This window comes from Microbacterium luteolum (assembly GCF_039533965.1).
GTDB classification, from domain to species: domain Bacteria; phylum Actinomycetota; class Actinomycetes; order Actinomycetales; family Microbacteriaceae; genus Microbacterium; species Microbacterium luteolum.
The window spans coordinates 1,089,889-1,111,225 of record NZ_BAAAUN010000001.1; the positions used below are offsets into that span (position 1 = coordinate 1,089,889).

The window sequence follows — 21,337 nt, forward strand, 5'->3', positions numbered from 1 at the left end:
TCGGCCGCGCCCGACTCACTCGGCGCCGCCCGCGGGCGAGGGATCGGGGATCTCGTGCGGCCGGTACTGCGGAAGCCGCGACGCCGGGAGGATCGCGAGGGCGCTGATCCCCGCCAGCAGGAGCAGGCCGAGCTTGAGCGTCCCCAGGCGGGCCTCCTCGTTGACGACCACGGCCGCATCGACCTGCCCGGGCGTCGCATCGGTCGCTTCGAGCGCAGCCCGGAGATCGTCGTTGCTGACGAAGTTGAGGTTGTCCATGTCGACCTGGGCCAGCAGCGACGGCGGAAGCTCCGGATGCTCGACCACCGCGCGCCCGATGCTGAGACCGAGCAGCGACACCAGCAGCGCCCCGGCCAGCGCGGTTCCGACCGCCGAGGCGAGGTTCTGCGTGGTCCCCCGCAACGACCCCACATCGCCCGCCAGCTCGGCCGGTGCCGCCGTCACCAGCACGTTGAACACCAGGGTCACGAGCGCGCCCTGACCGATGCCGAACACGATGAGGCCCAGGATCGTCGGCAGCGTCTCCCAGTTGTTGCTCACGACGAAGGAGAGCCAGACCAATGCCGCCGTGGTCAGGATGAAGCCGAAGACGCCGATCGTGCGCGGCGGGAACCGCTTGTAGAACCGCACCACGAGCGTCGCTGTGATGAAGACCGTGAGGTTGAACGGCATCATGGCGATCGAGGTGTCGAACGGCGTTCGGCCCTGCACGATCTGGATGTAGAGCGGGATCGTGAAGTTCACGCACGCTTCCAGAGCCACGACGATGAACATCGCGTACACCGCGGCGCGCTCCCGTGACGAGCCGAGGACGCTCAGATCGATCAGCGGGACCTTCCCCTCGGCCATCCGCCTTCTCGTCCACAGGAAGAAGCCCTGCCCGAGCACGAGTCCGACGCCCACGAAGACCGGAGCAGGCGAGAGCCCCAGGATGCTGAAGGGCGCTGTGTCCGTCGCCGCGACCGCTCCCCAGGCGTTGAGGTTGTTGAAACCCAGCGTGAGCAAGACGATCGCCGCGCCGATCAGGAGCGAGGCGACCAGGTCGATGCGGATCGAGGCGTCGCCGCGGTCGCCACGCAGGGTGAAGCTGAGGGCGAAGACCAGCACGGCGATCCCGAGCACGATGAAGAACATCGGCCGCCAGCCGACGAGCGTTCCGAGCGTGCCGCCGATGAGGAACGCGCTGACCCCGGAGATCGCCCGCGCCGAGCCGATCGCACCGATCGCGGTCGCCTGCTGCGCTCCCCGATAGTTCTCGGCGATGAGGGCGACGATCGACGGCACGATGATCGCCGCAGCGGCTCCGGCGACCGCCTGACCTGCGATCGCCCATCCCACGGTCGGCGCGACCAGCATCATGATCGAGGATGCCGCGAACAGCGCGATCACGATGCGGAAGATGAGGACCCAGCCGATGCGCTGGCCGAGCTTCGCGCCCGTCATCACGAGTGCCGCCACCGCCAGTCCGTACATCACGATGGTCGTGCTCGCGACCGTGGGAGGCACCCCGAAGTCGCTCACCATCCCACCCAGCGAGATCGGCAGCGCGGCGACATTGAACGACATCAGCACCTGCGCGAGAAACAGGCTGACCATCGGCAGCCAGGAGGTCTTCGTCGTCGACTGCTCAATCTGCGTCATGGCTTCTCCTACTCGGGGGATCGAGGAACAGCGCCGGAATGCTCCTGCGCGGGAGCGGAGGCGAAGAGGTTCAGACCGAGCGCACGCGAGAGGTAGCCGATGGCCATCTGCGATCGCACGGAGTTGCCCGCGTCGTCGAGCGGCGGCGAGAACCCGGCCACGGCGCCCTTGCCGGGAGCGACGGCCACGATCCCACCGGCGACGCCGGACTTCGCAGGCAGGCCGATCTCGAACAGCCAGTCCCCCGAGCGCTCATAGAGCCCGGTGGACGCGACGACGGCGAGCGTGTCCCGGCACACCTCCGCCGACACGACGCGCTCCCCCGTCACGGGATTCACACCGCCATCGGCCAGCGTCGCCCCCATCACGGCGAGGTCGTGCGCGGTGACGCTGAGAGCGCACTGACGCGTGTAGACGTCGACGACCTCGTCGGGATCGCCACTGAGTCGGCCGTAGCTGCGCAGCAGCCACCCCAACGCGCGGTTGCGCTCGTTGGTCGCGGCCTCGGAGGCGTACACGACGCCGTCCAGGCTCAGCGAGCGCCCGGCGAAGGCGGAGAGCCCCTCGCGCACGCGCTCCCACTGCTCCGCCGTCGTCGAGCCGGGCATCAGCGCCGTCGTCGCGATCGCTCCGGCGTTGACCATGGGGTTCATCGGATGACCGTCGTTGAGCTCCAGCGCGACGACGGAGTTGAAGGCGAGACCCGTGTTGTTCACCCCGACGATGTCGCGCACGCGCTCGTGCCCGTGCTCCCGGATCGCCAGGGCGTACACGAACATCTTCGAGATCGACTGGATCGAGAACGGATGCCGCGCGTCGCCGGCGTCGTGCAGGCCGCCGCCGACCTCGATCACCGCGAGGCCGAAGAGATCGGGGTCGGCCTCGGCGAGCACGGGGATGTAGTCGGCGACACGTCCTCCGCGCTCCGCCGAGAACCGTGAATGCGCCTCGCGGACGATCTCCTCGACGCGGTCCCAGCCGGGCAGAGCGCCCGTGGACACCTGCTGAGGGACGTCGAGCCAGGCGGCGGGGTCGAGCACGCGTCCTCCTCGGATCGGAGACGTCCCCAGCCGTCAGTGCCACCGTAGCGGTCGGAGGGCGCTCCGACCAGAGGGGCTCAGTACCAGTTCGTCGCCTGCGAGTGCCCCCAGGCGCTGCAGGGAGTGCCGTAGACGGACGAGATGTAGCCGAGACCCCAGGCGATCTGGGTCGTGGCGTTGGTCTCCCAGTCGCTGCCCTCCGACGCCATCTTGCTGCCGGGGAGAGCCTGCGGGATGCCCGTGGCGCCGCTGGGGTTGTACGCCTGGTAGTTCCAGCCGGACTCCTTGGTCCACAGCGAATCCAGGCAGGAGAACTGGTCGCCGCCCCAGCCGTAGCGGCTCGACATCATCTGCTGCGCCGTGGCCTTCGCGCCGTCGACCGTGTTCGCGGAGGCCAGCGCGACGGCGGCGGCCTCTGCTTCGGCGGCTGCCGCGGCGGCGGCGTCATCCGCGGCCTTCTTCTCCTGGGCGGCGGTGAGCGCGCCCTGCAGCGCCACGGTCGCCGTGGCGAGCGTCGTCGTCTCGGCTTCCACTTCGCCCGCGAGCACCGTGACGACGAGGGGCGACATCGCGTCGCGGTCCTCGAGCGCGTCGATGTCGTGCTGCAGCTCGGACACGTCGACGGGCGGCGCGGCACTCACGTCGAGACCGGACGCGGCCACGTCGTACGTCAGGGCCTGTGCGGCGAACACGGCATCCTTCGCATCGACCAGCGGCATGGCCGCGTCGTCCGCGACCTTCGCGTGGGGCTCGGCAGCGGCGACCAGCTGCGCGACGGCTGCGGTCGCATCCGGTATCTCGGAACCGGAGGCGGGAACCGACACGATGCCGGCGGTGAGGGTGATGCCGAGGAGTGTGGCGGCCGCGGTCCCGAGGATCATCATCGGACGGCGGGTCGTGGCGCGGGCGTTCGCCGCGTCGGAGGCGCGCCGAAGCGCACGGGTTTCATGGAGCATGGTTCGACTTTCGGGTCGTCGTACGCCCATACAGGAGACTCATCGGGAGCTCGTCCCAGGCGCAAGTGTTCGAGCCTGCCATGCCTTCCTGAACGAAAATTGTGCCTCATCTGGGATTTACATGAGAAGAGGGCCCCGCACGCGCCTTTCGGCGGTGCGAGGCCCTCTGCAGAGCATCCTCGAGACGAGGGTCAGGCGTTCGCGTCCTGACGCTTGATGCGGGCCGTCTCGCGAGCGCGGGTGTTCTGATCGAGGTTCACCTTGCGGATGCGCACGACCTCCGGCGTCACCTCGACGCACTCGTCGTCACGGGCGAACTCGAGGCTCTCCTCGAGCGTCAGCTGACGCGGCGGGGTCATCGACTCGAACGTGTCGGAGCTCGCTGCACGCATGTTGGTGAGCTTCTTCTCCTTGGTGATGTTCACGTCCATGTCGTCGGCGCGCGAGTTCTCGCCGATGACCATGCCCTCGTAGACCTCCTGGGTGGGCTGCACGAAGAACGACATGCGCTCCTGCAGGGCGATCATCGCGAACGGGGTGACGACACCCTGGCGGTCGGCGACGATCGAGCCGTTCTGGCGCGTGGTGATGTGTCCGGCCCACGGCTCGTAGCCGTGCGAGATCGCGTTGGCGATACCGGTGCCACGGGTCGTGGTGAGGAACTCGCTGCGGAAGCCGATGAGGCCGCGCGACGGGACGATGAACTCCATGCGCACCCAGCCGGTGCCGTGGTTCGTCATGTTCTCCATGCGACCCTTGCGGCCCGCGAGCAGCTGCGTGATCGCGCCGAGGTGCTCCTCCGGCGTGTCGATCGTGAGGTGCTCGAACGGCTCGTTCGTCTTGCCGTCGATCTGCTTCGTGACCACCTGGGGCTTGCCCACCGTGAGCTCGAAGCCCTCGCGGCGCATGTTCTCGACGAGGATCGCGAGCGCGAGCTCGCCGCGTCCCTGGACCTCCCACGCGTCGGGGCGTCCGATGTCGACGACCTTGAGCGACACGTTGCCGATGAGCTCGCGGTCGAGGCGGTCCTTGACCATGCGGGCGGTCAGCTTGTGTCCCTTGACCTTGCCCATGAGGGGCGAGGTGTTCGTGCCGATCGTCATCGAGATGGCGGGGTCGTCGACCGTGATCGCGGGGAGCGGGCGGACATCCTCCGGGTCGGCGATGGTCTCGCCGATGGTGATGTCCTCGAAGCCGGCGATGGCGACGATGTCGCCGGGGGCCGCGGACTCCGCCGGGTAGCGCTCGAGGGCGCGGGTCTTCAGGAGCTCGGTGATGCGGGCGTTCTGGTGCGTGCCGTCGGCGCGGACCCAGGCGACCGTCTGGCCCTTCTTCAGCGTGCCGTTGAAGACGCGCAGCAGAGCGAGGCGGCCGAGGAACGGGCTCGAGTCGAGGTTCGTGACCCACGCCTGAAGCGGAGCCTCGTCGTCGTAGGACGGGGCCGGGATGTGCTCGAGGATCGCGCCGAAGAGCGGCTCCAGGTCCTCGTTGTCGGGCAGAGTGCCGTTCTCCGGGCGGTTGAGCGAGGCGGCTCCGTTACGGCCGGATGCATACACGATCGGCACGTCGAGCAGCGCGTCGACGTCGAGGTCGGGCACGTCGTCGACGAGGTCGGACGCGAGACCCAGGAGCAGATCGTGGGCCTCCTCCTCGACCTCGGCGATGCGGGCATCGGGACGGTCGGTCTTGTTGACCAGGAGGATGACGGGCAGCTTCGCCTCGAGCGCCTTGCGCAGCACGAAGCGTGTCTGCGGGAGCGGGCCCTCGCTGGCGTCGACGAGCAGCACGACGCCGTCGACCATGGAGAGGCCGCGCTCGACCTCGCCGCCGAAGTCGGCGTGACCGGGGGTGTCGATGACGTTGATCGTCACCTCGCCGTCGGTGGCGTGCACGCCCTTGTAGGTGATCGCCGTGTTCTTGGCGAGGATCGTGATGCCCTTCTCGCGCTCGAGGTCGTTCGAGTCCATGGCGCGATCGTCGACGTGGGCGTGTTCGCCGAAGGAGCCCGTCTGACGCAGCATGGCGTCGACGAGAGTGGTCTTGCCGTGGTCGACGTGCGCGACGATTGCGACGTTGCGGAGGTCAGAGCGGAGGGCGTGCGCCATGCAGAAGTCCTAAAGAGGTGTGGGATTGCGCCGGGAAGCCGACGTTCCAGGATAACGCAACCTGAGGGTCGGTTCCTGAGCGGAGGTCGTAGCATCGGGATCGTGACTTCCCGACCCGCCTCGGACCCCCTCCCCTGGGGCTCTCCCGCGCCCTCCCGCAGCCGGCTCTGGTGGGAGATCGCGATCGTCCTCGCGCTGGGCCTCGGCCAGTCCGCGGTGTACGCGATCGTGCAGCTGGCCTACCGTCTCGCGGATGAGACACCGCTGGCAGATCAGACCGCGACGCTCAACCCCTCGCGCAGCGACCGCGAGATCTTCGACCTCATCTACCAGGTGCTGTCGATCGGCTTCTCGCTGGTGCCGGTTCTGCTGGTGTGCTTCCTGCTCTGGCAGTCCCGACGTCCGCACCTGGAGAGGCTCGGACTGGACGGCACCCGGGTCGCAGCAGATGCCGGACGCGGCATCCTCCTCGTCGTCGCCATCGGCGTCCCCGGACTCGCCCTCTACATCGCCGGACGCGCCTCCGGACTCTTCGTCGCCGTGAACCCGGCGGGACTCGACACGCACTGGTGGACCGTGCCCGTCCTGCTGCTCGCCGCCGCGCGGGCGTCGCTGCAGGAGGAGTTCGTCGTGCTCGGATACCTCTTCGCCCGCCTGAAGCAGCTCGGTTGGAGCCCCTGGACCATCATCGTGTCCACCTCGGTGCTGCGTGCGAGCTATCACCTGTACCAGGGGCCCGGCGCGTTCATCGGGAACCTGGCCATGGGACTGCTGTTCGGCTGGCTCTTCCAGCGCAGCGGCCGCCTGCTGCCGTTCCTCGTCGCGCACTTCCTGATCGACGCGACGGTCTTCGTCGGCTACCCCTGGGCAGCCGCGACCTGGCCCGAGCTGTTCGGGTTGCCGAGCTGAGACGCGGTCAGCCGGCGTTCGCGATGAGGACTGCGGCGACAGCCCAGACGACGATCACGGCGAGGGCGATGATCGCCGGGCCGTCCCAGCTCCGCCGGATCGGCGCATCGGCGGCGATATCGGCTGCCTCCCAGCGGTCGCGGATGTCGGTCAGGTCGCGGAGGCTGGTCGGGGCTTTCCGCTCCTCGTCCTGCCGACCGACCGTGCGCCGCTGCCGCGCCCTGGCCGGGCCGCCGTAACACGTGACATCGGTGCCGTCGTCGAGCGAGAAGACGAGCTGCCAGCGAAGATCGATGTCCCGCACACGACGCCACCCGAAGGTCGTGCGTCGCAGCATGTTCTGCACGGTCCCTCCCGCGTCATCGATGCGGACGAACGAGACGAAGGCGACCTCGTACACCACCCACAGGCCGAGGAGGATCCAGGGTGCGAGCAGCAGCATCGGCCCCCAGCCGGCGCGCAGCACGGCATCGCCGAGCAGGAACAGCGCGAGCAGTGCGCAGATGACGAGGAAGACAGGACCGGAGGCCGCACGGAAAGTCCGTGCGGCCTCCGGTCGTGGATCCGTCGGCACGTTCAGCGCCCGCCGAGCGGGATCGACGCACCCGGGATCGCCTTGAGCAGTCGGTCGGTGTACTCCTGCTGGGGGTTCGCGAAGATCTCGTCGACAGTTCCCTGCTCGACGACCTTTCCCTTCTCCATGACGCAGACGAGATCGCTCGACACGCGCACGACGGCGAGGTCGTGCGTGATGAAGAGGTACGTGAGGTTCAGTTCCGACTGCAGCTCCGCGAGGAGCTTCAGGATCTGATCCTGCACCAGCACGTCGAGCGCCGAGACCGCTTCGTCGAGCACGACGATGTCCGGCTTGAGCGCGAGCGCCCGAGCGATCGCGACGCGCTGCCGCTGTCCGCCGGAGAGCTCGTTCGCGTACCGGGTCGCGAGCGCCCTCGGCAGCGCCACCTGGTCGAGGAGTTCCTCCACGCGCTCGCGCTGCGAGGCGCGATCCCCCACTCCGTGGATCTGCAGCGGTTCCGCGATCGTGCTCCCGATGTTGCGGAGCGGGTCGAGCGATCCATACGGATCCTGGAACACCGGCTGCATGCGACGACGCAGGCCGAATGCCTGCGCGTTCGAGAGCTTCGACACGTCCTGGCCGTCGATCTCGATCGTTCCGCTGGTCGGCTCCTCGAGCTTGAGCACCATCTTGGCGACGGTCGACTTGCCGGAACCCGACTCCCCGACGAGCGCGAGCGTCTTGCCTCGCGGGATCTCGAAGGAGACATCGTCGACCGCGCGGAAGGCTTCACTGCGGAAGTTCCCCTGGCGGATCTTGTAGTCCTTCGTGAGACCCGCGACCCGCACGGTCGGCGGGATGTCCGCGAGGTCCTCGAGCGTCTCGATGCCGCGGTCCTCGACCACGGCCTGGATGCGCTGCGAGGCGACGCTCGGGGCGGCTCCGACGAGTCGCTGCGTGTACGGGTGCTGCGGGTTCTCGAGGATCTCCCTGCTCGGCCCGGCTTCGACGATGTTGCCGTTGCTCATCACGATGATCTTCTCCGCGCGCTCGGCCGCGAGGCCGAGGTCGTGCGTGATGAGGAGCACCGAGGTGCCCTTCTCGCGAGTGAGAGTCGCCATGTGGTCGAGGATGACCCGCTGCACCGTGACGTCGAGAGCCGAGGTCGGCTCGTCGGCGATGAGCAGCTTGGGATCCGCCGCCAGGCCGATGCCGATCAGCGCGCGCTGACGCATGCCACCGGAGAACTGGTGGGGGAACTGGTGCAGGCGTCGCTCGGCGTCGCCGAGTCCGGCCTGCTGCAGCACCTCGATCGCTCGCGCCTTGACGTCCTGCTTGCCGCTGGCGATCCCGTTGGCGCGGATCGCCTCCTTCACCTGGAAGCCGATGCTCCATACCGGGTTGAGGTTCGACATGGGATCCTGCGGCACGAAGCCGATCTCCCGGCCGCGGACGGCCTCGATCTCGCGGCGCCCGAGCGTGGTCAGCTCGCGTCCGTCGAGGGTGATCGAACCGCCCGTGATCGTGCCGGTGCCCGGGAGCAGGTTGACGATGGCGCTGGCGGTCGTGGACTTGCCCGACCCGGACTCGCCCACGATGGCGATGGTCTCGCCGGGGAAGATGTCGAAGCTCGCGCCGTGCAGGACCTCGCGGAGCCCGTCCTGTGTGCGGAACGCGACCTTGAGGTCGCGCACGCTCAGCAGGGGCACCTGGTCGGGAGTGCGTTCGCTCATCGGCGTGCCCTCGCTCTCGGATCGATGGCGTCTCGGATGAGCTCGCCCAGGGTGACGAACGCGAGCACGGCGAGCGTGAGCGCGATCGACGGATAGATGAGCGCCATGGGCGCCACCCGCAGCGACGACTGCGCGGCGCTGATGTCATTTCCCCACGACATGGTGTCGCTTCCCAGGCCGACGCCGAGGAACGACAGGGTCGCCTCCGCAACGATCGATGCGGCGAGCGACAGCGTCGAGACGACGAGCAGCGGCGCCAGGGCGTTCGGGATCACGTGTCCGACGAGGGTGCCGAACTTGGATCGCCCGAGCGCTCTGGACGCGACGACGAAGTCGGCCTGACGAACCCTGAGGACCTCGGCACGCACGACGCGTGCGGTCGACGCCCAGGCGAAACCACCGATCGCGAACGCGAGGACCGGCACGGAGCGGTACTGCGAGAAGACCGTCATGACGACCACGGCGGCGAGGATGTAGGGGATGGCGAAGAAGATGTCGCCGATGCGCGACAGCAGCGAGTCCAGCCATCCGCCGTAGAACCCGGCCAGCGCGCCCATGATGAGGCCGACGATCGAGCCGATCGCCGTGGCCAGGAGGCCGACGGCGAGCGAGGTCTGCGCCCCCCAGACGAGCCGGGCGTAGATGTCGCAGCCCTGGAAGGTGAAGCCGAGCGGATGCCCCTCGGCCGGACCGGCGTTGCTGTTGCCGAGCTGGCAGTCGGCGTTCGGCGGAGTCGACGTGAACAGCGTCGGGAAGAGCGCCATCACGAGGAAGAAGAGCGCGAGCACGACCGAGAACCAGAACAGCGGGCGCCGCCGGAGATCGGCCCATGCATCACGCCACAGGTTGCGCGGCTTCTCGGCGATGCGCACGGCGTCGACCGAGATGGTCTCCGTCTCGACCGGCGCGACGAAGTGATTCTGCGAGATGGGGTCATGCATAGCGGATCCTTGGGTCGAGCAGACCGTAGAGCAGGTCGATGACGAGGTTGACCAGGACGTACAGGATCACGAACACCGTGACGAAGGAGACCACGGTCGGCCCCTCGTTGCGGATCGCGGCCTGATACAGCGTGTTGCCGACGCCCGGGACGTTGAAGATGCCCTCGGTCACGGTCGCGCCGACCAGCAGCACACCGAAGTTGGTGGCCGAGTTGGTGATCACCGGGATCAGCGAGTTGCGCAGCACGTGAACGGGGATCACCCGGTTGCGGGAGAGGCCCTTGCTGTAGGCGGTGCGCACCCAGTCCTGGTTGAGCGTGTCGATCACGGAGCTCCGCATCAACCGCATGCTGACCGCGAACAGGCTGAAACCGAGCACGATGGCAGGCAGCCACAGGCCGCCCCAGTCGTTGTCGGAGCCCACCGTGGGCTTGAACCAGCCGAGTTGGATCGCCAGGAAGTACTGCGCGAGGAACGCGACCACGAAGATCGGGATGGCGATCGCGACGAGCGCGATGCCCAGCATCGCGTGGTCGAAGACCTTGCCCTTGCGCAGAGCCGAGATCGTGCCGATGACGATGGCGAGTGCGAACTCGATGGCGATCGCCATGACGGCCAGACGGCCCGTGACGGGGAGGGTCTCTGCGAGGACCTCCGAGACGGGGCGTCCGGAGAACGTGTTGCCGAGATCTCCCTGGAACACGCCGGTGATGTAGTACCAGTACTGCACGAGGAACGGATCGTTGAGGTGGTACTGCTCACGCAGCTGTTCCACGACCGCGGGGTTCGGGGTGCGGTCGCCGAACAGGGCGAGGATCGGATCGCCGGGCATGGCGAACACGAGGAAGTAGATGAGCAGGGTGGCTCCGAAGAAAACCGGAATCACCTGCAGAAGACGTCTGAGGATGTAGCCGAGCATCTGTGGTCCTGTAGCGAGGAGGCGGAGAATCGTGACGAACACAGCCCGCGAGGCGGTGACGACGAATCGTCACCGCCTCACAGGTGAGTGCCGTCCGGCTTACTCGCCGTCCTTCGTGACCTGGTAGAGGATCGGCCAGGTGTCCCAGCCGAACGCGACGTTGTCGACCGACTCGCCCCAGGCGCCCATGGCGTTGGTGTACCAGAGCGGGATGGCGGGCAGGTCCTTGAACAGGATCTCCTGCGCCTCCTGGAACTTCGTGATGCCCTCTTCGACGTCGGCAGCGGATGCGCCCTCATCGAGGAGTGCGTCGAACTCGGGGTTCGAGTAGTCGCCGTCGTTCGAGCCGGCGCCGGTTCCGAAGAGCGGGCCGAGACCGTTGAACATCGACGGGTAGTCGAACTGCCATCCGGTGCGGAAGGCGGTGGTCGACTGACGCTCGGTGATCAGCGTGCGGTGCTCGGCGAAGGTCGGGATCGGGTTGCCCGATGCGTCGATGCCGAGGTTGTTCTTCAGCTGGTTGGCGATCGCGTCGACCCAGCCCTGGTTGGGACCGTCGGCGTTGTACTGGATCTGGAACGAGCCGGTCCACGGAGCGATGGCGTCGGCCTCGGCCCACAGTTCCTTCGCCTTCTCGGGGTCGAAGTCGAGCACGTCGGAGCCGGGGATGTCCTCGGAGTATCCGTCGATCACCGGCGACGTGAAGTCCTTCATCGGGGTGCGCGTGCCGCTGAAGACCACGTCGGTGATCTCCTCGCGGTCGATCGCGTGCGAGATGGCGGCACGGCGCAGCTGGCCCTCTTCACCGCTGAAGTGCTCGAGGCGCTCCGGGATGGTGATGGTCGCGTTGGCTGCGGCCGGCTGGTTCACGGTACGACCCTCGAAGTCGCTCTCGAACGTCTGCAGTGCGCTGTCCGGGATCTCCTGGAGGATGTCGAGGTTGCCGCCCTGGAGGTCGGCGTACGCGGCATCGGTGCTGGCGTAGAGGATCATGTCCACGCCGCCGTTCTTCGGCTCACGGGGACCGGTGTAGTCCTCGTTCTTGATGAGGTCGATGCTCTCGTTGTGCTTCCACGCGCCCTCTTCGGCGAAGACGTACGGTCCGTTGCCGATCGGGTTCTCACCGAAGGCCTCGAGGTCGTCCCACGCCGCTGCGGGCAGCGGGAAGAACGCGGTGTAGCCGAGGCGCAGCGGGAAGTCGGACTCGGGCTGCTTGAGCTTGACCGTGAAGGTCAGGTCGTCGACGACCTTGAGGCCGGAGAGCTCCGGGACGTTCTCCTCGTAGGAGAAGCCCTCGATGGACTCGAAGAAGTAGCTCGAGAGCTGCTTGTTGTCGAGCGCTGCACCGTAGTTCCAGGCCTTGACGAACGACTCGGCGTCGACCGGGTCGCCGTTCGCGAAGGTCTGGTCGGCCTTGATCTTGATCGTGTAGGTCTGCGCGTCGTCGGTCTCGATGGACTCGGCGAGGTCGTTGTGCACGGCGCCCTCGGCGTCGTAGTACACGAGACCGGCGAAGATGCTCTGCAGCACGAGGCCGCCGCCGACCTCGTTCGTGTTCGTGGGGATCAGCGGGTTCTGCGGCTCGGTGTTGTTGACCGAGATGATCGCCGAAGCGTCACCCGACGATTCCTCGGCGGGCTCATTGCCGCCGCCGCTCGCGCAGCCCGCGAGAGTCAGGGCTCCGATCAGGAAAATGGCGCTGCCCGCGAGGGCGATCTTGTTGCGCTTCACTTTGTGTCCTCCTGGACTTGTTACTCAGACTGCGCGCTCACCGTTGAACGCGTAGGGATAGTCGAGCGTAACCCGCGCTCGGGCTCCCGAATGCACTCAGCTAACGAACTGTTACTGAGTGGTGACCATCCGTAACATCCGCGAAACACCCGGAAAGACGCGACGGAGCCGCGCTCCCCGGCGAGGAGCACGACTCCGTTCGGATCCGCGGGCCCGGTGTCAGGCGAAGGCCTCCACGGGCGGGCAGGCGCAGACGAGGTTGCGGTCGCCGTAGGCCTGATCGATACGGCGCACCGGCGGCCAGTACTTCCCGGCGACGAGTGCGTGCACGGGGTACGCGGCGTCCTCCCGGGTATAGGCGTGGGTCCACTCCCCCGCGATCAGCGAGACCGCGGTGTGCGGCGCGTGCACGAGAGGGTTGTCGTCGGCGGGCCAGCGCCCTGCCGCCACGGCATCCGCTTCGGCCTTGATCATGATCATGGCCTCGATGAAGCGCTCGATCTCGGCGAGGTCCTCGGACTCCGTCGGCTCGACCATCAGCGTGCCCGCGACCGGGAACGACATCGTCGGCGCATGGAAGCCGTAGTCGATCAGTCGCTTGGCGACGTCGTCGACCGTGATGCCCGTGGCCTCCTTGAGCGGACGCAGGTCGAGGATGCACTCGTGCGCCACTCGACCGTTCTCACCGGTGTAGAGCACGGGGTAGTGCTCGCCCAGGCGGGCGGCGATGTAGTTCGCCGAGAGCACCGCGGCAGCGGTCGCGCGCCGCAGGCCGTCGGCGCCCATCATGCGCACGTACGCCCAGGAGATCGGCAGGATGCCCGCAGATCCGTAGGGCGCCGCCGAGACGACTCCGCCCTCGAATGTGAAGCCGCCGAAGTGCTCGGCGCGCTGCGCGAGCGGGTGCGACGGCAGGAACGGCGCGAGGTGCGCCTTCGCCGCCACGGGTCCGACGCCCGGGCCGCCGCCGCCGTGCGGGATCGCGAACGTCTTGTGCAGGTTCAGGTGCGAGACGTCGCCGCCGAGGTCGCCGAAGCGCGCGTACCCCAGCAGGGCGTTGAGGTTGGCGCCGTCGACGTACACCTGGCCGCCGGCGTCGTGCACCGCCGTCGTGATCTCCACGACGTCGTGCTCGTACACGCCGTGCGTGGACGGGTAGGTGATCATCAGCGCGGAGAGGGTGTCGGCGTGCGCGGCGATCTTGGCGCGCAGGTCGTCGAGATCGACGTTGCCGAGCTCGTCGCAGGCCACCACGACGACCTTCATCCCCGCGAGCACGGCGGATGCCGCGTTCGTGCCGTGCGCCGACGACGGGATCAGGCAGACCGTGCGCTGCTCGTCACCGTTGGCGAGGTGGTAGCCGCGGATCGCCAGGAGACCGGCCAGCTCGCCCTGCGAGCCGGCGTTCGGCTGCAGCGACACGGCGTCGTACCCGGTGACCTCGGCGAGCCAGCCCTCGAGCTGCTCGATGAGGTCGAGGTAGCCCTGCACGTCGGATGCCGGCGCGAACGGGTGGATGCCCGCGAACTCGGGCCACGTGATCGCGGCCATCTCGGTCGCGGCGTTGAGCTTCATGGTGCACGACCCGAGCGGGATCATGCCGCGGTCGAGCGCGTAGTCGCGGTCGGCGAGGCTCTTCAGGTAGCGCATCATCGCGGTCTCGCTGCGGTGCGCGTGGAAGACCGGGTGGGTCAGGTACTCGTCCTGACGGCGCAGGACAGCCGGCAGAGCGTCGTGCCCATCGATGACCCCGAACACCCGCTCCTGCTTGCCGCCGAAGACCATTGCGACCTGGTGCAGCTCGGAGATCGTCGTCGTCTCGTCGACGGCGAAGCTGATCGTGTCGGCATCCGCGACATGGACGAGGATGCCGTAGCCGTGATGCGCCTGCGCCTGATGCTCCGCCGCACGACCCGGTACCCGCACGGAGACGGTGTCGAAGAACGCGTCGTGCGCGACGTCGGCGCCGGCCTCGACGAGCCAGTCGCGCAGCAGCGCGGCCTTCGTCGCCACCTCCGTCGCGATCGCCTTGAGCCCGTCGGGCCCGTGATAGACGGCGTACATCGAGGCCATGACGGCCAGCAGCACCTGCGCGGTGCAGATGTTCGACGTGGCCTTCTCGCGGCGGATGTGCTGCTCGCGCGTCTGCAGGGAGAGGCGGTAGGCGGGCCTGCCATCGGCATCGACCGAGACGCCGACCAGGCGACCGGGCAGCTGACGCTCGAGTCCCGAACGCACGGCCATGTAGCCGGCGTGCGGACCGCCGAAGCCCATCGGCACACCGAAGCGCTGCGTGGTGCCGACCGCCACATCCGCGCCCAGCGAGCCGGGCGAGGAGATCAGCGTGAGGGCGAGCAGGTCCGCGGCCGCGACGGCGAGACCGCCGGCGAGGTGCGCGGCGTCGATCACGGCCGACGGGTCCCAGACCCGACCGGATGCGCCCGGGTACTGCACGAAGACTCCGAACAGCTCGGTCGGGAGTTCCGCTCCGGCGGCGAAGTCGACGGAGACGAGCTCGATGCCGACGGCATCAGCCCGCGTGGCCAGCAGGGCCTTGGTCTGCGGGAACGCGTCGGCGTCGACCGCGAAGACGTTCGACGACGACTTGGAGGCGCGACGGGCGAGCAGCATGCCCTCGACGACCGCGGTGGACTCGTCGAGCATCGACGCGTTGGCGGTCGTCAGCCCGGTGAGCTCGGCGACCATGGTCTGGAAGTTGATGAGCGCTTCCAGGCGGCCCTGCGAGATCTCCGGCTGATACGGCGTGTACGCCGTGTACCACGAGGGGTTCTCCAGCACATTGCGCTGGATCACCTGCGGGGTGATGGTTCCGTAGTAGCCGAGGCCGATCATCGGCCGGTTCACCGCGTTGCGCGACGCGAGGGCGCGCAGCTCGGCCAGCGCCTCGGTCTCGCTCGCCGCCGGCGGGATGAGAGAGGCCTGGGCCTCCGCGCCCGAGGGAGCAGCCGTGAAGATCGAGCCGGGCACGGCCTGACGCATCAGCGCCTCGACGGGCTCCTCGGATTCGTCGAGGAGCCCGAGTGCATCCAGCATGGTCCGCTGGGCCTGGGCGGTGGGTCCGATGTGACGATCGGCGAAAGCTACCACGGGTGGATCAGCCCTCCGTCAGGGCGACGTACGCGTCGCGGTCGAGCAGGTCGTCGGTGGCGCCGTCGGCCACCGACACCTTGATCAGCCAGCCGCCCTCGAAGGGCTCGGCGTTGACGAGCGACGGGTCGTCGACGACCGCATCGTTGATCTCGACGACCGTGCCGGCGACCGGGGCGTAGAGCTCGCCGACCGACTTCGTCGACTCGATCTCGCCGACGACAGCGCCGGCGGCGAGCTCGGTGCCGACCGCGGGGAGCTCGACGAACACGACGTCACCGAGCTTCTCGGCGGCATAGTCGGTGATGCCGATGCTCACGACCTGGGTTCCTGAGCCTGTCGAAGGACCGGTCGCGATCCACTCGTGCTCTTCGGTGTACTTCAGTGCGTTGAGGTCGGTCATTTTGTCCTCCGGTAGAAAGGCAGGGCGGTCACGGTCGCGGGGATCTTCGTCCCCCGCACATCAAGGAATACTGCGGTTCCCTCTTCGGCGGAAGACGGGGTCACGTAGGCCATCGCGATCGGGTGGCCGAGGGTCGGGCTCAGAGCACCGCTGGTGATCTCACCGAGCGCTGCGCCCTCGGCATCCACCACGGCGTAGCCGGCGCGTCCGGCGCGCTTGCCCTCGGCGACGAGCCCGACGAGGACCGGAGCATCCGGGGCCGCGTCGACGGCATCCTTCCCGATGAAGCTCTCCTTGTCGGACACCACCACGCGTCCGAGGCCGGCCTGCGCCGGTCGCGTCTCGAGGGAGAGCTCGTGGCCGTAGAGGGGCATCCCCGCCTCGAGCCGGAGCGTGTCGCGAGCGGCGAGCCCGGCGGGAACGAGGCCGTGCGGCTCTCCTGCGACGACCAGCGCATCCCAGAGCGCGGGCGCGAGGGTGCCGGGGACGAGCAGCTCGAAGCCGTCCTCGCCCGTGTAGCCGGTCCGGGCGAGGAGCAGGGGCTCGCCGAGGAAGCGGGCGTCGGCCCAGGCGTAGTACTTCTGCTCGGCCCACGGCGTTCCGACGTCGGTGATCCCCTCGGTCGCCGCGACGATGGCCTCCGCCGCGGGGCCCTGGACGGCGAGGAGGGCGAACGAGTCGGAGACATCCTCGACATCGACCCCGCGGTCGCCCAGGAAGCCGGCGAAGCTGCGCTCCTCCCCCTCCACGCGCGGGGGTCCCTCGCGCTCGATGAGCGACGGGAACGACCGGACGCGCGAGGCGAAGGCGGCATCCACGTATCCGCGGTTCCCGGCGTTCGCGATCACCAGGTAGCGATCCTCCGCGAGACGGTAGACGATGACGTCGTCGACGATGCCGCCGGCCTCGGACAGGATCAGCGAGTACTTGGCCTTTCCCACAGACATCGTGGAGAGACGGCCGGCGAGCGCGTAGTCGAGGAACTCCGCGGCGCTCGGCCCGGTGACGAGGAACTCGGCCATGTGCGAGATGTCGAACAGGCCGGCCGACCGGCGGACGGCGTGGTGCTCCGCGAGGTCCGACGTGTAGCGCACCGGCATCTGCCAGCCGCCGAAGTCGGTGAACGATGCCCCGAGCGCCTCATGGCGTTCGCGGAGCGGGGTGTAGCGGGGATCGGACATGGAGTTCTCCCGTGCGGAATCGGGCGGAACGACGACATCGACGTTCCTCGGAACTCCCCCTCTGTCATGGGCCTGAGAGCTTCGCCCGCGCTGGGGGGCTTTCACCGTCGGCGGATCTCGATATCCCGGTCGTTGAGCGAGCGGAGCGAGACGAAACGCCTCACCGTGCACTCGACTCTCGAACCAGAGCAAGAACGGGGAGACTCGCGGGGCTTGTCTCACCGGGGTTTCGACTCGGGCGCGGGGCGCCCTTGCTCAACCCGATTTCTTGCTTCGCTCGAAATCGCTTTTCAGAGTGGCCGGAACCGCGCGGTACGCGTTACCTGAGAGATTGGCGGGGAGGCTTGCTCCTTCGGTGCCCGGCTGCGTTCGCCGGGGCTCTCCCGCGGGGGTCATTCGGCCTGTCTTCAGTTGTGGGGATCAGTCTAGCGGGAGCCCCGCGCGGAACGGTGCTGTCAGCCGACGATGCCGAGTTCGGCGCGGACCTCGTCCCGCAGACGACCGAGGTTCTCGGGCTCGGGAGCGGCGCCGAGGAGGGTCTTGGTGTACTCGTGCTGCGGGTTGAGGATGACCTCGTCCGCGGGCCCGCGTTCGACGACATCCCCCTTGTAGAGAACCATGATCTCGTCGGAGAAGTGTCGGGCGGTCGCGAGATCGTGCGTGATGTACAACACCCCGAGGTTCTCCTCCCGCTGCAGCTCCGCGAGGAGATTCAACACCCCGAGGCGGATCGACACGTCGAGCATCGACACCGGCTCGTCGGCGACGATGAACCGTGCCCCCGGCGCGAGCGCCCGGGCGATCGCGACACGCTGCCGCTGACCACCCGACAACTCGTGCGGACGACGCTCCGCGAAGCTCTCCCCCGGTGTCAACCGGACCCGCTCCAGCAGCTCCACGGCCCGCTCCCGCACCTGAGCACTTGTCAGCTCCGGGTGGTGCAGGCGGATCGGTCGCTCCAGGTGGTGCACGATCGTGTGGAAGGGGTTCAACGACGCGAACGGGTCCTGGAACACCATCTGCACATCCGACCGGTACCGCTCCAGCGCGCGTCCGCCCGTCCCCGAGGGGGCGCCGTCGAGGAGGATCTCCCCACTCGTGGGGGTCTCCAGCTTCATCAGCATCCGCGCGATCGTCGACTTGCCCGACCCCGACTCCCCCACCAGCGCCACCGTCCGCCCCGGCTCCAACGTGAACGACACGTCCTTCACCGCGTGCAGGGTCGTGGTCCTGAACCCGGAGCGCAGGTGGAAGTCCTTCGTCAGGTTCCGCGCCTCCAGCGTGCCCGTGCCGCGCGCGGCATCCGTCTTCGTGCTCATCGGGTCCCCTCCTGGCTCACGCCCGTGCGGACGAAATCGCCCCGCTCACCCTTCAGCGAGGGGAAGCTCGACAGCAGTTTCTTCGTGTACTCGTGCTGCGGGGTCCGGTAGATCTCCGCAGCCGTCCCCTGCTCCACGATCTGTCCCTGGAGCATCACCGCGATGCGGTCGCTGATCTCGATCAGCATCGGCAGATCGTGCGTGATGAAGATGACCGCGAACCCGAGGCGTTCACGCAGCCGCATGATCTCCCGGATGATCCCCCGCTGCACGACCACATCCAACGCCGTGGTCGGCTCGTCCATGATCATCACCTGCGGATCCAACGCCAGCGCCATCGCGATCATCATGCGCTGCCGCATCCCACCCGACAACTCGTGCGGGAAGCTCGTCAACCGGGCGGGATCCACTCCCACCAGGGTGAGCAGTTCCTCGGCGCGGGCCGTCTTGTCCTTCTTCGACATGCCGGGGCGGTGGGTGTCGAAGATGTCGAAGATCTGCGCCTTCACATCGAGCACCGGGTTGAGCGAGTTCATCGCGCCCTGGAACACCATCGAGATCTTGTCCCACCGGAACGCTCGCAGGCCATCGCCGTCGAGCCCCACGATGTCGATGTCGTGGCCGTCGCGATCGTGGAACACGATCTCGCCGCTCGTCATCAGCGCCGGCGCCTTCAACAGACGGTTCATCCCGTAGGCGAGCGTCGTCTTGCCGCAGCCGGACTCCCCGGCGAGTCCCAGGATCTCGCCGCGGTTCAGCGTGAGCGACACGTTGCGCACGGCCTTCACCGGCGGATCGACCTCGTACTCGATCGACACGTTCGTCGCTGTCAGCACGGCGTCGCTCATGCGGTGACCCCCTTGGTCTTGGCGGCCTTGCGCACGCGGCGGGCCGCATCCGGCGCATTGCGGAGCTTCGGGTTGATGACCTCGTCGATGGCGAAGTTGATGAGGACGAGGCCCGCGCCGATGACGGCGATCATCAGGCCCGGCGGCACGAACCACCACCACGCCCCTCGTCCCAGGGCCTGACCGGACTGCGCATCATTGAGGATCGTCCCCCAGGTGATCGAGTCCGTCGGTCCGAGTCCCAGATACGAGAGTCCTGCCTCCCCGAGGATCGCGAAGATGAGGGCGAACAGGAACTGCGCGGTGAGAAGGGGAAGGAGGTTCGGCATGATCTCGACGAGGATCACGCGCAGCGACCTCTCTCCGGCGACCTTCGAGGCGTAGACGTAGTCGCGGGTGCGCAGCGAGCGCGTCTGCAGACGCAGCACGTAGGCCGCGCCCGCCCACGAGGTGATGCCGAGGAAGATCGCCACCAGCTGCCAGGTGCGCTGAGGGACGAAGGACGCGATCACCATGACCAGCGGAAGTGCGGGGATCACGAGCATCACGTTGGTGAAGAGCGCGAGACCGTCCTCGCGCCATCCGCCCAGGTAGCCGGCGAGAACGCCGAAGACGAGCGACAGCACGATCGCGATGACGCTGGCGATCAGTCCGACGAGCAGCGATCCCTGAGCGCCGATCGCGAGTTGGGCGAACATGTCGTTGCCGAGCTTCGTCGTGCCGAGCCAGTGCTCGGCCGAGGGCGCCTGAAGAGCGGGATTCGCGGTGCTGCGCGGGTTCTGCGTGAAGATCGGCGCGATGATCGCGAACAGGACGGTCGCGATCACCAGGATCGAGCCGACGATGAACTTCGGCGACGTGCTGGGAAGGATGCGACGGCGCTTGCGGCCCTGCTGCGTCGCCATCGCGATCGTGCTGGCGGGTGCCGTCGTGGGCGTCTCCTCGACGGAGAGGAGGCCGGCGGTGTTCTGCGGATCAGACATTCTGGCGAGCCCTCGGGTCGATGAAGCCATAGACGAGGTCCATGAAGAAGTTGGCCGCGAGCACCGTGATGGTGATCACGAGGAACAGACCCTGCATCAGCGCGTAGTCGTTGTTGGTGACCGCCTGGAACATCAGCTTGCCGATGCCGGGGTACGTGAACACCTGCTCCATCACGATGGAGCCCGAGACGACGAAGCCGAGGGTGATCGAGAAGCCGGCGATCGACGGGATCGCGGCATTCCGCGCGGCGTACGTGGTGAGGATGCGCCGCGGGCGAAGGCCTTTGGCCTCGGCCGTGAGGACGTAGTCCTCGGCGAGGGTCGCGACCATCATGTTGCGCATGCCGAACATCCAGCCGCCCACCGAGGAGATGACGATGGTGATCGCCGGAAGGAGAGCATGCGAGAAGGCGTCGGTGAAGAACGCCCAGGTCGGCTCCGGCCCGTCGGGGAAGTCGAAGACGTCGTAGCCCCCGAAGAGCGGGAACCAGCCGAGCCCCACGGAGAACACCGCGACCAGGATCAGGGCCAACCAGAAATACGGGATCGACTGCAGCACGGTCGTCGCCGGGATCAGATGATCGACCCAGGTCCCGCGCTTCCACCCTGCCCAGGCGCCGAGCGCGATGCCGAGGATGAACGAGATGACGGTCGCGGTACCCACCAGGACGAGGGTCCACGGGATCGCGCCGGCGATGAGCTCGGTCACCGGGGTCGGATACTTCGTCACCGAGATACCGAGGTCGCCGCGGAACATGCGCGCCCAGTAGGAGAGGTACTGCTCCCACAGCGAGGAGTCGTCGCCGCCCAGCAGGAGCTTGATGTTCCTGATGGTGGTCTCGGAGATCTCGCCGCCGGCCCGCTGCATCTTGGCGATCATGATGTCGGCGGGGTTCCCCGGCATGAGCCGGGGAAGCAGGAAGTTGAGAGAGATCGCGGCCCAGAGCGTGAACGCGTAGAACCCGATTCTTCGTGCATAGAACTTCATGTCACTGCTTCCTGC

General features: G+C 67.9%; 17 protein-coding genes and 1 riboswitch. Of the genes, 1 reads left to right on the forward strand and 16 read right to left on the reverse strand.

The annotated features are described in order from the left end of the window. Positions 1-15: 15 nt before the first annotated feature. From ABD648_RS05340 to typA, 4 genes are all read right to left on the reverse strand, one after another. A complete protein-coding gene (locus tag ABD648_RS05340; RefSeq protein ID WP_282213941.1) occupies positions 16-1,641 on the reverse strand; it encodes an MFS transporter in 1,626 nt (541 codons plus the stop codon). An 8-nt stretch (positions 1,642-1,649) separates the two neighbouring features. Next, the gene (glsA, locus tag ABD648_RS05345) at positions 1,650-2,681 is read right to left on the reverse strand and encodes a glutaminase A (RefSeq protein ID WP_282213942.1); all 1,032 of its coding nucleotides are present in this window, start codon (positions 2,679-2,681) and stop codon (positions 1,650-1,652) included. Positions 2,682-2,758: 77 nt separating this feature from the next. Beyond that, positions 2,759-3,637 (reverse strand): aggregation-promoting factor C-terminal-like domain-containing protein, encoded by an 879-nt coding sequence (locus tag ABD648_RS05350; protein ID WP_282213943.1) that lies wholly within the window; start codon positions 3,635-3,637, stop codon positions 2,759-2,761. 191 nt (positions 3,638-3,828) lie between these two features. Then, positions 3,829-5,742 carry a translational GTPase TypA gene (typA, locus tag ABD648_RS05355; RefSeq protein ID WP_282213944.1) on the reverse strand — a complete coding sequence of 638 codons (1,914 nt, stop codon included), beginning with the start codon at positions 5,740-5,742 and terminating at the stop codon, positions 3,829-3,831. A 102-nt stretch (positions 5,743-5,844) separates the two neighbouring features. Here typA and ABD648_RS05360 point away from each other — a divergent pair, with 102 nt between their 5' ends. Then, entirely contained in the window at positions 5,845-6,651 is an 807-nt protein-coding gene (locus ABD648_RS05360) for a CPBP family intramembrane glutamic endopeptidase (RefSeq protein WP_282213945.1), read from the forward strand. Between the two features lie 7 nt (positions 6,652-6,658). Here the strand turns inward: ABD648_RS05360 and ABD648_RS05365 are convergent, their stop codons facing one another. The 12 genes from ABD648_RS05365 to ABD648_RS05420 form a co-directional block, all read right to left on the reverse strand. Further along, a complete protein-coding gene (locus tag ABD648_RS05365) occupies positions 6,659-7,225 on the reverse strand; it encodes a PH domain-containing protein (protein WP_282213946.1) in 567 nt (188 codons plus the stop codon). Positions 7,226-7,227: 2 nt separating this feature from the next. Beyond that, complete coding sequence (locus tag ABD648_RS05370) at positions 7,228-8,901, reverse strand: dipeptide ABC transporter ATP-binding protein (protein WP_282213947.1); 1,674 nt, start codon at positions 8,899-8,901, stop codon at positions 7,228-7,230. Then, the gene (locus ABD648_RS05375; RefSeq protein ID WP_282213948.1) at positions 8,898-9,842 is read right to left on the reverse strand and encodes an ABC transporter permease; all 945 of its coding nucleotides are present in this window, start codon (positions 9,840-9,842) and stop codon (positions 8,898-8,900) included. Before ABD648_RS05375 ends, ABD648_RS05370 begins: the two co-directional genes overlap by 4 nt. Beyond that, complete coding sequence (locus tag ABD648_RS05380) at positions 9,835-10,761, reverse strand: ABC transporter permease (RefSeq protein WP_282213949.1); 927 nt, start codon at positions 10,759-10,761, stop codon at positions 9,835-9,837. The genes ABD648_RS05375 and ABD648_RS05380 overlap by 8 nt, the downstream gene beginning before the upstream one ends. Before the next feature lie 99 nt (positions 10,762-10,860). Further along, positions 10,861-12,492, reverse strand: a complete 1,632-nt coding sequence (locus ABD648_RS05385; protein WP_282213950.1) for a peptide ABC transporter substrate-binding protein — start codon at positions 12,490-12,492, stop codon at positions 10,861-10,863. A gap of 219 nt (positions 12,493-12,711) precedes the next feature. After that, on the reverse strand, positions 12,712-15,546 hold the full coding sequence (gene gcvP / locus ABD648_RS05390) for an aminomethyl-transferring glycine dehydrogenase (RefSeq protein ID WP_425561722.1): 2,835 nt from the start codon (positions 15,544-15,546) through the stop codon (positions 12,712-12,714). Between the two features lie 61 nt (positions 15,547-15,607). Further along, a complete protein-coding gene (gcvH, locus tag ABD648_RS05395; RefSeq protein WP_282213952.1) occupies positions 15,608-16,003 on the reverse strand; it encodes a glycine cleavage system protein GcvH in 396 nt (131 codons plus the stop codon). Continuing rightward, positions 16,000-17,184, reverse strand: coding sequence for a glycine cleavage system aminomethyltransferase GcvT (locus ABD648_RS05400; RefSeq protein ID WP_282213953.1), 1,185 nt, complete (start codon positions 17,182-17,184; stop codon positions 16,000-16,002). The genes gcvH and ABD648_RS05400 overlap by 4 nt, the downstream gene beginning before the upstream one ends. A gap of 300 nt (positions 17,185-17,484) precedes the next feature. After that, positions 17,485-17,580, reverse strand: a riboswitch (glycine riboswitch). Between the two features lie 59 nt (positions 17,581-17,639). Next, positions 17,640-18,503: an ABC transporter ATP-binding protein gene (locus ABD648_RS05405; protein WP_282213954.1), complete on the reverse strand. Its 864-nt coding sequence runs from the start codon at positions 18,501-18,503 to the stop codon at positions 17,640-17,642. Continuing rightward, positions 18,500-19,351 (reverse strand): ABC transporter ATP-binding protein, encoded by an 852-nt coding sequence (locus ABD648_RS05410; RefSeq protein WP_282213955.1) that lies wholly within the window; start codon positions 19,349-19,351, stop codon positions 18,500-18,502. Before ABD648_RS05410 ends, ABD648_RS05405 begins: the two co-directional genes overlap by 4 nt. Next, on the reverse strand, positions 19,348-20,334 hold the full coding sequence (locus ABD648_RS05415) for an ABC transporter permease (protein ID WP_282213956.1): 987 nt from the start codon (positions 20,332-20,334) through the stop codon (positions 19,348-19,350). The genes ABD648_RS05410 and ABD648_RS05415 overlap by 4 nt, the downstream gene beginning before the upstream one ends. Next, positions 20,327-21,322, reverse strand: a complete 996-nt coding sequence (locus tag ABD648_RS05420) for an ABC transporter permease (protein WP_282213957.1) — start codon at positions 21,320-21,322, stop codon at positions 20,327-20,329. Before ABD648_RS05420 ends, ABD648_RS05415 begins: the two co-directional genes overlap by 8 nt. Positions 21,323-21,337 lie beyond the last annotated feature (15 nt).